10 protein-coding genes are annotated in these 12286 nt (G+C 44.9%); 3 read left to right on the forward strand and 7 right to left on the reverse strand.

Annotated elements, in window-relative coordinates:
• The first annotated feature begins 433 nt into the window (after window positions 1-433).
• Window positions 434-1597 (forward strand): cation:proton antiporter, encoded by a 1164-nt coding sequence (locus ACFQ3J_RS23340; protein ID WP_251584557.1) that lies wholly within the window; start codon window positions 434-436, stop codon window positions 1595-1597.
• Window positions 1598-1685: 88 nt separating this feature from the next.
• Here ACFQ3J_RS23340 and ACFQ3J_RS23345 read toward each other — a convergent pair whose 3' ends face one another.
• The 3 genes from ACFQ3J_RS23345 to ACFQ3J_RS23355 all read right to left on the reverse strand — a co-directional run bounded on the left by ACFQ3J_RS23345 (window position 1686) and on the right by ACFQ3J_RS23355 (window position 3353).
• The gene (locus ACFQ3J_RS23345) at window positions 1686-1865 is read right to left on the reverse strand and encodes a GapA-binding peptide SR1P (protein ID WP_090727442.1); all 180 of its coding nucleotides are present in this window, start codon (window positions 1863-1865) and stop codon (window positions 1686-1688) included.
• 157 nt (window positions 1866-2022) lie between these two features.
• Complete coding sequence (locus ACFQ3J_RS23350) at window positions 2023-2466, reverse strand: DnaJ family domain-containing protein (RefSeq protein WP_251584559.1); 444 nt, start codon at window positions 2464-2466, stop codon at window positions 2023-2025.
• 167 nt (window positions 2467-2633) lie between these two features.
• A complete protein-coding gene (locus tag ACFQ3J_RS23355; RefSeq protein ID WP_251584561.1) occupies window positions 2634-3353 on the reverse strand; it encodes a DsbA family oxidoreductase in 720 nt (239 codons plus the stop codon).
• A gap of 179 nt (window positions 3354-3532) precedes the next feature.
• Here ACFQ3J_RS23355 and ACFQ3J_RS23360 point away from each other — a divergent pair, with 179 nt between their 5' ends.
• Window positions 3533-4924: a phosphodiester glycosidase family protein gene (locus tag ACFQ3J_RS23360; protein ID WP_251584563.1), complete on the forward strand. Its 1392-nt coding sequence runs from the start codon at window positions 3533-3535 to the stop codon at window positions 4922-4924.
• Between the two features lie 217 nt (window positions 4925-5141).
• Here ACFQ3J_RS23360 and ACFQ3J_RS23365 read toward each other — a convergent pair whose 3' ends face one another.
• From ACFQ3J_RS23365 to ACFQ3J_RS23375, 3 genes are read right to left on the reverse strand one after another with little or no spacing between them, the layout of a single operon-like run.
• Complete coding sequence (locus tag ACFQ3J_RS23365; protein WP_251584565.1) at window positions 5142-6332, reverse strand: Ger(x)C family spore germination protein; 1191 nt, start codon at window positions 6330-6332, stop codon at window positions 5142-5144.
• Entirely contained in the window at window positions 6316-7440 is a 1125-nt protein-coding gene (locus tag ACFQ3J_RS23370; protein WP_251584567.1) for a GerAB/ArcD/ProY family transporter, read from the reverse strand. The genes ACFQ3J_RS23365 and ACFQ3J_RS23370 overlap by 17 nt, the downstream gene beginning before the upstream one ends.
• Before the next feature lie 33 nt (window positions 7441-7473).
• Window positions 7474-9192 carry a spore germination protein gene (locus tag ACFQ3J_RS23375; protein WP_251584569.1) on the reverse strand — a complete coding sequence of 573 codons (1719 nt, stop codon included), beginning with the start codon at window positions 9190-9192 and terminating at the stop codon, window positions 7474-7476.
• Window positions 9193-9385: 193 nt separating this feature from the next.
• On the opposite strand from ACFQ3J_RS23375, the gene ACFQ3J_RS23380 reads away from it, so the two are divergent.
• Window positions 9386-11104, forward strand: a complete 1719-nt coding sequence (locus tag ACFQ3J_RS23380) for a glycoside hydrolase family 13 protein (protein ID WP_251584571.1) — start codon at window positions 9386-9388, stop codon at window positions 11102-11104.
• 332 nt (window positions 11105-11436) lie between these two features.
• Here the strand turns inward: ACFQ3J_RS23380 and ACFQ3J_RS23385 are convergent, their stop codons facing one another.
• Window positions 11437-12282: a carbohydrate ABC transporter permease gene (locus tag ACFQ3J_RS23385; protein WP_091161386.1), complete on the reverse strand. Its 846-nt coding sequence runs from the start codon at window positions 12280-12282 to the stop codon at window positions 11437-11439.
• Window positions 12283-12286: the final 4 nt, after the last annotated feature.

The following is a 12286-nucleotide window of genomic DNA, read 5'->3' on the forward strand; positions in this document are numbered from 1 at the left end:
TAATTATATACTCCTATACTCAAGGTGTTAAGTGACAACACTTCGAACAATCATACCTTATAACTCTAGCTTCTGTTACGAAGTCTTCAAATATACTTCTCATATATCTTAAACGAATGATCAATCAGACGATGTAAATGCTGGGTTATGTATATCTTTCCATAAACATGTCTTTTCAATCTCGTTTTTAAGCAGTATAATAAGTTAAGTTATTGCTCACAATCACATACGTTGTTTTTTATAGGGGGAGTCTGGCACATCAGGTATCTCTCTGTCTTTTTGAGGCATATCAACGGCTCCTTGCGCCAGATATGTCTTTTTTCTTGTCCTGATTGGGTTACAACCGATGTCGTCCGGACAATATATCTTAGTAATAACTTCGTTGTGATTCGCTCGCATGCACTACAATATATGACTCAGAAAGGAGATCACTATGGAGTTTATTCTGCATCTAGTACTCATTCTTATCTTTACCAAATTGGCAGGACATCTGTCAGTGAAGCTGGGACAGCCATCTGTACTGGGGGAATTGATTGCCGGGGTTATTCTCGGACCCGCAGTACTTGGATGGGTGCACCAGACATCATTCATACAAGAGTTTGCCGAGATCGGGGTGCTTGTCCTCATGTTCATCGCAGGTCTGGAAACGGATCTGGATCAGCTGAGAAAAAACTGGAAGGCTGCTTTTGCCGTTGCGGTCGGCGGGGTCATTATCCCCTTCTTTGGCGGCTATGGATCAGCTATCGCCTTCGGCATGGATCAGCATCATGCCCTGTTCTTCGGTTTGCTCTTCTGTGCAACCTCAGTCAGCATTTCCGTACAAACGCTTAAGGAGATGAACAAGCTGAGTTCCAGAGAAGGGACGACCATTCTGGGTGCTGCCGTTGTAGACGATATCCTGGTCGTTGTCCTCTTGGCTGTAATGATGAGTGTGCTCGGAGCCGGAGAATCCGTCAGCATCGGGACACTGATCGGCAAGAAGGTTCTGTTCTTTGTCGTTATTATTGCAGCAGCCATCTGGGCTGTTCCACTTCTCATGAAATGGCTGTCGAAGCTGAAGGTCGCTGAAACGGTCATCTCTGCCGGCGTCATTATCGCTCTTGCGTTTTCGTATTTTGCCGAATGGATGGGCGTTGCGGGGATTATCGGCGCCTTCGCTGCAGGCATTGCCATCTCGCAAACCGACTACAAGCATACAGTGGAGAATAAACTGGAGCCGATCGCGTACAGCTTGTTCGTTCCTGTATTTTTTGTCAATATCGGGCTCAACGTCAACTTCGAAGGAGTCGGATCTCAGATCGGATTTATTATTGTAATCAGTGTGATCGCGATTATAACCAAGCTGCTTGGAGGCGCGCTCGGCGCAGGTCTCACCGGGTTTAACCGACATTCCTCCTTTGCTGTAGGAACAGGCATGATCTCTAGAGGAGAAGTTGCTCTCATCATCGCAGGAACTGGACTCAGTTCGGGACTGCTTGCTACCGAATATTACACCTCGGTCATTATCATGGTTATCGTGACAACACTGGTGACACCTCCATTGCTTAAGATCATGTTCTCCGAGAAACGGGAGAGCAAGAAAGAAACTTCAATTTAATCATAAAAAAGCAGAGGTGCGCATTCATGCCGCCCTCTGCTCTTTTTATACCCGCGTATTTTATAGTGAGAACACTATGAATGATGATTTATGGATTGTCATCGAGATACTGCTCATATTCGGAATTCAATCTCTTCTCCTTACAGTGGATTGATCCGCAGTTCGAATAAAAAACCTGTACACGATTTGTTTCCTGTACGCCAAGCTCATTGTGACAGTCCCGGCATAAAATAACACCCAGCGGAATTGAACCCTTATTGTTCTCCACTACAAGTACCTCCTTGATTGTAAAGGTGAGGATTGATGCGGCTTCCTCCGAGTATAAAGCATTCTTGACAGATACCGGAGTGTTGCATTACCTCTTACTTCATTATATATAGTAAGCGTTATCAACATTTATGCCTGAAATTAAATTAAAGACCTCATCATTCCCAATGTGAATATTTATTTTTGATGTTCTCAGGTGAGATAAAGCCCTTCTGTAAGATACTTGTGGGAACCATGAGATTATATTTCTGTATTTTAAGATTGATCGTATCGATTTCTTCGTTTACTTTGTTTTTCTCACCGTTATTCTCCATAATTTCAAGAGTTGCAAGAATATGAGCACTAATTTCTTTCTGCAATTCGATCCATTTTGGTAGATAATTAGCATTTTTCATCATTGAGTCTACGACACTGCCATCAGAAATTTCAAGGGGTTTTCCTTGACCCTTCAAATTATCCATGCCGCCTCTTTCAGCGAAATCATTATAAATGCTATCAATATGGTTCACATAGTTAGTAGTATATTGAACAGGCTTACTTGAGTATTTCTCTTGTTCTGGAGATACCTTGGGATCATTATTTTCATTGTCTCTGTTATCCAAGCTTGTTCCACAGCTCCTCTCTTCTTTGAAATTACACACTAATTTTGTAAAAAAAGAAGGTCTTTGGAAATTTATTCAATAATACACATTGGTTATCCTCCTAATCATAAACAAAAAAACGATCCGAGCTCTAGGAAGAGCCCGAATCGCCGGATAACGGTATGCTGTTATTTATTCTCATCTCCAGGCACTACACAGGAATCATCAGTACATACAGCAGCATCCTCCGCATTGCCAATGACCTGCAGCGGCTGGCCTTCGGACCAAGCCTGAGTGAGTGCCTGACTAAATACAGAAAGCGGCTGTGCGCCGGAAATGCCGTACTTGCGGTCAATAACGAAGAATGGAACACCTTGAATGCCAAGCTGCGCCCCTTCTCTCTCGTCCGTGCGAACTTCCTCGCTGTATTGATCTCCTTCCAGAACAGTACTAACTTCCTCGCCATCAAGCCCAATCTCTGCTGCCAGCTTCACCAGCACTTCTCTGCTGCCCACATGCTGTGCCTCTACAAAATAGGCAGCAAGGAGCCGCTCCACCATTTCCTTGTCTTTGCCCTTGGTCGCTGCATAATGAGCCAGACGATGGGCATCAAATGAATTCGTCGGTTTAATCCGATCAAAATTATAGTCCAATCCTACACTTTGCGCCTGCTCAACGACATTCGCAGTCATTGCTTTGGCTTGCTCAACCGTTGTTCCATATTTGCTTGCCAGCGCTTCATATGTTGTTTGATCCGTGTCCACTGCTTCATTCGGATTCAATTCAAAGCTGCGGTACACCACTTCTACGGATTCGCGGAACGGAAGAGATTCAAGCGCCTTCTCAAAACGGCGTTTACCTATATAACAAAAAGGACACATAAAGTCCGACCAAATTTCTACTTTCATCCTGCAATACCTCCTAATATTCTGTTACTTACTATTGGTAACCAAATGATAGCATACACATGAAGTATTGTACAACTCTCCTTTCATTTTCAATAATATGTAAGTTATTTGGGTATCTCTGCCGATAACAACCTAGTAGCATACCTATTCTTCATACATAAGGGGGATTTAAACGCAACATGAACATTTTCACCAAAACATACATCAAAAGATCAGCTGCTATTCTGCTTACGACCGCATTAGCTCTAGCTGTGCCTGTCTCCTCAGGCAATTCTTATTCTGGAAAAGCACAAGCGGCAAGCAGCCAGTCAACAGCAGTAACCCTAACTTATCCGTCCAAATCCATTACCTTGTCCTTGGATAAACGTGAGCCGATTCAAAACAAGCTTAAATTGTCGGATAAAGTGCAGGTCGTCTATTCTTCAGGCAACAAAGCCATCGCCCGTGTCAATCAGGAAGGCGTTGTTATTCCTGTAAAGCAGGGTTCTACGAACATTCTGATCCAGGTCGTCACTCCAGGCTACAAAGGTCAGCTTAAGCTGCCTGTGACTATCACACAAGGAGCCTCTAAAGCCAAGGCCGTCTATGCGACGAAAAAAGTCAGAGTATCGGGCAAATCATTCAGCGTGAAGACTGTGACACTACCAAAAGGAATACCAGTCAATGCCGGTCTTGCCAATCAGAGAGTAGGCGCAGTCAAATCGCTGTCCTCCATCGCGGGCGCATATAACGCATCTGCCGCCATTAATGGTACCTATTTTGAAGCTTATGGCGGAGTTCCCGATCCTTATGGCATGATCATCAGCGATGGAGTTATAGAGCATATTGGCAATACAGGTACATCCATCGGTTTCAAATGGGATGGCTCTGCCGTCATGGATACACTTCGCGTTCGAGTTCGCGGCACCGTCAAGGCTCCCGAGGAGAGAGCGCAGAGCTGGTATGTCTACTTCGTAAACCGTACACCGACCAAAGGGAAAACATCAGCCGTTATGTTTACACCGAAACGTGGAGCAAATGTCGGCTTCTCCTACGGGACAGCGATTACGGTTCGTAAGGGTATTGTCACGAAAGTAGCTCCAAACCAAAATGCCACGATTCCAAGTGATGGGTATGTGCTTGTATTTACAGGCAAGGAAGAGGACATGCTTGCCACTCGCTTCAAAAAAGGCAGTTATGTCGACTATAGCATCAGCTACTATAACGAGAATAATAAAGATATCAACTGGTCCAATGTCCATACGGCTATTGGAGCAGGGCCGAGACTTGTAAAAGACGGCAAGCTGGCCGTAAATCCGGCAGCCGAAGGGTTCAGTAGCTCCAAAATATTAACAGATGGCGGTGCAAGGAGCGGAATTGCCATCAAGAAGGACGGGAGTATTGTCCTTGCAACCGTCCCTGGAGCTACGATCAAACAGTGGGGCAGCATCATGCTGAAGCTGGGCGCTTATCAGGCCATGAATATGGATGGTGGGGCTTCCTCGGGCATGTATGCAAATGGTAACACCGTAACTTCGCCGGGAAGATTGATCAGTAACGGTCTCGTGTTCGGAAGCTCATTAAAGTGGTAGCATGAAATAAGCAAATCAAAACTTGAAAAGCTCCTTGCCATCGGGCAAGGAGTTCTTTTTCATAGAACAAGATTACAACCACCTTCAAATACGCCTTCCATAATGAATGCCTCCATCACCATGGAAAATGGATAATACCGCCTCGACTGTAACAATTACCTATAATGATCCTTCGAGCCAGCTTCTGTAGCAGATTCATCCTCTTCACTCCTTCTGGTCATTCCAACGTTGATCCGTAATCTATAATCTCCAGATCTACATCATAAGTAACTGGGATTTCACTAAATACTTCATCCCAACGGTCCTTCACCTTGTTGTAATATCTTGGGTATTTAATTCGTACCTCCTTACCAAAGCCGACCACATCGACACGGTATGTATGCTGCAGCTTGTCTAGAAGTGTTTTAATTTCATTTTTCACGGTTTCGTTAAATTTCTCTTCCTGCTCTTCAATATATGCCGAATCCGTGGATTCTTCAGGATAGCTCCAATCCTCAATCAGTCTTCCCTTTGACTGCACATCAATGTGAATAGAGAGCTCGTCTCCCTCCAGCTTAGGGGTGATTTTGCTGCTAATTGAAGCGATCTCATATACGATCGTATCGCCTTCGTCCGTATAAGTTTTGAGCACCCCGCCCGGATTCCCTTCAATCCAGGAGATCGCTTCAACATCCACTTGATTCAGCCTGCCAATATATTTATTCGTATCCCCTTCAAAAAGCGCCCCGCCGACAAATTTTAATTCATTCTCCGCCATGATGACATTTTGCAATACAAAGCTTTGTCTGGACTGCATTAAGCCCTCCAGCTTCCCGAGCGAAATGGCAGGCAGAATTCGGTTCGTACGCTGGCGATTGCGGACAAGGCCTCTCAGATTAAAGGCTGGAACTTCGCCCGGCTGATTGGCACTCAGCACATCGATAGCTTTCTGCTGGCTGATCAAGACAAGAGCACTGGGTCTGATATCATTGTCGCGCAAAATAAAATCAAGCAGCTGCTCAAGACTGTACTTGGTCGCTAATTCACTAGAAATGACAATAACCTTCAAATGGTGGCCGATTAGAGGACGATCTCTTCGAAGAGAGAATTGCCTGAATATTTGCAGCAGAGAATCGCCGGTGAGCCTTTCATTAAGATACGATTCACCTGCCTGACCGCCTTGTCCTTGAGCTGCCTGCTCTTTCGTTCCTGGCACGATTTGTACGGTCGCCGTCAGCACATTCTTTTTAGGGTAATGCCCTCCGCGCTCATTCACCTTTTTTTCAAATTTTGTTTCATCCGCCACATCCAGTCCAACACCGACGTATACTCTCAAATCCTCAATTTCCCTGCTGTTCCAGCAGCCCGTCATACAGACTGTCAGGAAGAAGATAGCCATCAGCTTGATCGTGTTACGCAGGTTGTTCACTTTGCTTACCTCCTTTCTTACGGATGAGGCTAATGATGAGAAGAACTAGCGGAAGTCCGCAGAACAGCACCAGTGAGAAATTACCTAAAATATCCCCAAGGATGAACGTTTCATTAATGTCCTTCGGCAGCAGGGCAATGATATAGTTGACCGGCAGGAGTAGCAGCAGAAAAGGCGTAATTTTTCGTCCTTTAAACAGCTGGGCCCCGCCAAGCGACGCAGCATAATGGGTAATGGTAAACGTAGAAAAAATCTGCATGATCCAAATGACCAGCAGCAAGGATTCAAACCTCTCAAAGATGAGACCTTCGGCTTCGAAGCTGCGCAGCAGGTCAAGCGTCGGCCAGGTTTTCGTTACGGTTCCTTCCAGTGACAAACCGCCAATGACCATAATGACGGTAATTAAATAAATGACCAGCGGTACAGATATTCCGTAAACGACCGCCTTTACTCCCTGCTTCGGATATTTCATGTAGGCCATGACGACAAACATCGCTTCAAACCCAGTAAATGACAACAATGAGGGCTTGATACCATTAATAACCGGCATGATTCCCATCCCGAGCACAGGTCTAAGGTTGTTGATATCAAATAAGCGGACACTGAGCAGGATGATGACGACAAAAATGACCAGTGTAATCGGCAGGATGATCTCATACAGCCGAGCAATGGGATTAATGCCGCCGATCACCAGATAGAAGCCCACCCACATAAAGATCATGACATAGGACCATACAGGGGTTGCTTCCAGCAGATACAGCCGGGTCACTTCCGCCATCACCCGGATTTCAAAGGCGGAGATGGTGACAAAGTAGCTGATAATTGAAAAGCAGATGATATAGGCAATCCATTTTCCTATGATTTCGCTCGTGAACTGGAAAACAGTCTTACCCGGAAATCTCATGCATAACCGGGCAATAATGATGCCTGCAGCAAAAGTGATCACGCTTGACAGGAGGAGCGAAATCCAAATATCCGGTGTCCCGACCGCCTTTGCCATGGTCCTTGGCATCGTCAGGATTCCGGCGCCAAGCATGTAGTTGATTACAATTACAGCAGCCTGGGTTGTGGTTATTTGATCTTCTGCCTTATTCAGATTGCTGCTCATATTAGGCCATCACTCTTTTCTGTTTACCAAAGTTTATGATTTCATGCGATCCTTGTCCCGGCCCCTCGTCATGCTGGGCCTCTTTCTCATCATGAACATGGGAGCACGCACGATAAAGTCCTTCCAGTCGGTAGGCCTGTAAGAGATCATAGGGGCGGTATAAGGAACACCGAAGCTCTTGAGTCTCACAAGATGACTGCATAGCAGCAAGAAGAACATAATGACCCCAAACAGCCCAAACAGGGCTGCGCTGAACATCGCAGCGAATCGGAGCACCCGGATTGTAATGCCGGCACTATACATCGGTATGGAGAACGAGGATATCGCCGTTACCGCTACGATAATGACCAGGAAAGGACTGACAATACCTGCCTGAACAGCAGCTTCTCCGATGATGAGACCGCCGACGATGCCCATCGCCGGTCCAACCGGCTTGGGCAGACGTATTCCTGCTTCTCTCAAGATTTCAATAGCTATCTCCATAATCAGCGCTTCTATAATAGAAGGAAACGGAACACCCGCCCTCGTATTGATAATCGTGAGTGCCAGCTTGGTGGGAATGAGTCCCGGATGAAACGAAATGAAAGAGATATACATCGCTGGTCCAAACAAAGCGATAAAAGTAGCCAAATAGCGAATGAGCCGGATGAAGGTTCCCCAAACCCAGCGTTCATAATAATCCTCTGGTGACTGCAGCAGCATGCTGAACGATACCGGTACAATTAAAGCAAAGGGAGTTCCGTCCAGCAGAATAGCGACGCGTCCCTCCAGAAGAGCACCAATTACTCTGTCAGGTCTTTCCGTGTTTTGAGTCTGTTGAAAGGGACTGATCCAGTTGTCTTCAATTAATTGCTCAATATATCCTGATTCGAGCGGATCATCAATGCTGATTTGTTCGATTCGTTTGTGAACTTCTTCTATCAGCCGGGGATCAGCAATGTCGTTCATGTAAGCTATGACAATATCCTTCTTCACCCGATTCCCTACTTCAAGCTGAGTGATTTGAAGACTGCTATTTCGGCCATGTAACCGCAAAAGTCCTGTATTCTCATTCAATTTCTCCGTAAAGCCGACCCTTGGACCTCGAAGCAGCGCTTCTGACAAAGGCTCTTCAGCACTCCTCTGCTTACCCTTGGGCGAGCCTACAATCATCACGCCGCAAGCTCCGTCAACGAGGAGACCGGCGTAGCCTGCCAGCATCTTCTCCACGGTAGGGACGAGCTGCTTCGACTCCATCATTCCTATGACCGGAAGCTGTTTTTGCTGCAAATATTTCTCCAGATCTTCACTTGAATGAAGTTCCTCTGCTTCGGCTTGCGGTATTCCATCTCTCATTAATGGAGCAAGAACATGGGTGTTGATTAGATCAGTATCTGTCAGTCCATCTACATAGATAATGGCAGCACGGCTGTTCAAGCCCTTAATGACAAATTCCTTGATATGCACGTCCGAATTGTCGCCAATACTCTTTTTTATAAGCTGAATATCCGAATCGTAGTTGCCTGTAAGCGGCTGACCGGATTCTTGTTGTGACTGATTAGCGTCTTTACCCTGACCGGAACTGTTGTCTTGCTCAGGAGAGCTGCTTACTTCTCCGGAGGAAGTATTCGCCTTCTTGCTTCGGTTCGTTGCTTTAACATAACGATTAAGGTCAGCAGCAGCCTTCATCAGTACAACGGGAATGACGAATACGACAACCGCCTGGATCCAGATACCCCAGTCGGGGAAATAGGACAATAGGGTTTCCCACAATTTGAAAAAACTCCCTGCTGTGTTGGATTGTAAAGGATTGATTGTATTTTAACCCCATTCCCTCATAATCATTCTTTATTTGCCAGCAACAACTTCTAATCAGCCTTGTAATCGGCCTTATTGACGATTTCCCCTGTTCATTTTCGGGTATTAATTCTAAACAATACTCATTAGAATGCGAAAGGGGTATCTCATGCATATCAAGTACAAAAAAGCTTGGAAACAGAATATCATTTACGAAATTTATCCTCGCAGCTTTAAAGACAGTAACGGGGATGGAATCGGGGATCTGCCCGGAATTATATCCAAGCTTGATTACCTGCAGAGTTTAGGAGTAACTGCCCTTTGGCTGAACCCCATTTACCAATCACCGGACATCGATCATGGCTATGATATTACCGACTATTATTCGATCCAGCCTGAATACGGCACAATGAAGGATTTTGAGCTCCTTCTGGAAGAGGTCCATAAGAGAGATATGGGACTTATCATGGATCTGGTTCTAAACCATACTTCTGATCAGCACCCCTGGTTTAAAGCGTCTCGCTCCGACAAGCATAGTCGTTACCGGGATTACTACATTTGGAGACCTGCCGGAGCAGATGGCGGCCCCCCTAATAACTGGAGTTCTTATCTTGGCAAATCCGCCTGGACCTTCGATGAGGAGAATCAGGAATTTTATATGCATCTCTACAACTCCACCCAGCCGGATCTGAATTGGGACAATCCTGATCTGCGCGAAAGCATGTATAAGATGATGCGATTCTGGCTGGATAAGGGAATCGACGGATTTCGTATCGATGCAGTAAATGCAATCTCCAAGGATCAGACCTTCCCTGATTCGGATCTGTCCAGACTGCAATCGAACGGCGAACCCTTCATTAAGAATGGTCCGTATATTCACGATTATTTACAGGAAATGAATGAAAAAGTGTTCTCGCAATACGATATTTTCACTGCTGGTGAAATGTCCTATATCAGTGAGCAGGATGTACTCGACTATACACATCCAGATCGCAAAGAATTGTCCATGGTTATTTCACCTGAAGCAAGTACGCTCGGTAATCTCCCTGAAGATGAATTTCAACAAAAAGAATGGACTCTTGACGATTTGCGGGAGGTGATGCAGAAATGGCAAAAAAACGTAGGCGACCCCGGTGGATGGTTCGGTCTTTACTTCAGCAATCATGATCAGCCCCGACTGGTCAATACCTTTGGCAATCCCGTCGAGTATAGGGTTCAATCCGCCAAAATGATCGGAACAATGCTGCATACGTTGAAAGGAACACCCTTCATACTGCAAGGTGATGAACTAGGTATGACCAACAATCCCAAGCTTCATTCTATCGATGATATTAAAGAACAACAGGCGCTTGCCTATTACGATGTCATGGTTAATGAACGAGGAGAAGATGAAGAGAAGATCATGCAGCGAATTCGAAGAAAAGCAAGAGATCACGCACGAACCCCTATGCAGTGGGATGAGAGCAATCATGCCGGATTTACTACAGGAGAGCCTTGGCTTCCTGCAAATCCTAATTACAAGGAGGTTAACGTCAAAGAACAGGAATCAGATCCATATTCCGTGTTAAATTATTATCGACGGCTTATTGAGATTCGTAAAAACAATCCTGTACTTACTTATGGAGAGTATAAAGCCATTCTAACAGATCATTCTCAAATATTTGCATATCTACGTTTATTTATGGATCAGACTTGGCTCGTTTTGCTTAATTTCTCAGAGGAAGAAGCAGCTTACTCCCTTGATCCTAATGATATCGAACGATTGGCTGACGCTCGTCTTCTTATTGGGAATTACAAAGAGTCTAATGAAATTATTGATCTTAAAAGCGGTAATCTTAAGCCGTATGAGGCTATTGTACTGGCACCTCCACTTCACTTTCATGAATGAGGATATTGCATAAATCCCAAAGTGAAATTATCTAAACTAAATACCATCAGCCCGGAACCAAATCTTATGCGAATGGAACCATCCTCTGCTCGGCGTTCTGTCCTGAGGATTACATAAATCAAATCAAGAAGGAAATGGTTAAGCAGCTGGGGCATATTATCGACTCCTACATCGAGGAGCTCCGGGTTAATCAGAAGGCTATTAAGGAATGCGCCCCAAAAGATATTTACCTAGGCTAACTATATTACAAACAAAAAGAAGCTCTCTCCACTATGGAGAAAGCTTCTTTTTGCTTGGACATTGACTGCTTCCTGTTCAGTAGTCCTCATAAATTAACCTTTAATACCTGAGTTCAGGTTAATGGACTGCATAAAGTACTTCTGTGCAAAGATAAATAATATAAGTGTAGGAATAATCGCCAGCATCGCAGATCCCATGAGTTGTCCAATCAATCGATAGTTACCATAAATATCTTGAAGCAAGAGCAAGCCTGCTGTAATTGGCATCTTCTCTACATCCGTGTATACGATAACCGGCCATAGGAAGTCGTTCCAGGAACCGATGAATGAGAACAAGCCGCAAACGACCAATACCGGTTTAACCAACGGCAGAATGACAGAGAAATAGATTCTGAAATCACTCGCTCCATCCACGCGTGCAGATTCATCCAGATCGTGTGGAATGCCTTTCATAAACTGCCTTACCAAGAAGATGTTCCCCATTCCCGCAAGACCCGGAATAATCATCGCCCATGCAGTGTTTACCCAACCGAGAGTTTCAATGATCTTGTATGAAGGAATCAAGTTTACGACTGCTGGAAAGAACGAAATTCCGAGCAAGGTAAAGAATAAAGTGTCTCTTCCCTTAAAGTTCATGCGTGTATAGCCATAGCCTGTGATTGATATTATTACAATAACCAGGGCGGTGTGCGAAATCGCAATAAATAAAGAGTTCATTAACCAGCGCAAGATCGGAGCAGTGGACGTATTCTCCAATATGGTCACATAGTTATTGAAGTCCCAGTCAACCGGCAGCAATCTGAAGCCGGTCGAAACCACTTCCGTCTGGGAACGAAACGATGTCGTAATCCCAAATAGAACAGGAATCGCCCAAATGACACAAATCGCTATAAGAAATAGGTATGATATATATTTCGAAATATTGATTTTCTTTTTCATTTTG

The sequence above is a fragment of the Paenibacillus provencensis genome (assembly GCF_042678545.1).
Classification (GTDB): Bacteria; Bacillota; Bacilli; order Paenibacillales; family Paenibacillaceae; genus Paenibacillus; species Paenibacillus provencensis.

Coding starts and splice junctions, on each gene's coding strand:
- ACFQ3J_RS23340 (WP_251584557.1), top strand. CDS start 434: ATGGAGTTTATTCTGCATCTAGTACTCATTCTTATCTTTACCAAATTG.
- ACFQ3J_RS23355 (WP_251584561.1), bottom strand. CDS start 3,353: ATGAAAGTAGAAATTTGGTCGGACTTTATGTGTCCTTTTTGTTATATA.
- ACFQ3J_RS23360 (WP_251584563.1), top strand. CDS start 3,533: ATGAACATTTTCACCAAAACATACATCAAAAGATCAGCTGCTATTCTG.
- ACFQ3J_RS23370 (WP_251584567.1), bottom strand. CDS start 7,440: ATGAGCAGCAATCTGAATAAGGCAGAAGATCAAATAACCACAACCCAG.
- ACFQ3J_RS23380 (WP_251584571.1), top strand. CDS start 9,386: ATGCATATCAAGTACAAAAAAGCTTGGAAACAGAATATCATTTACGAA.
- ACFQ3J_RS23385 (WP_091161386.1), bottom strand. CDS start 12,282: ATGAAAAAGAAAATCAATATTTCGAAATATATATCATACCTATTTCTT.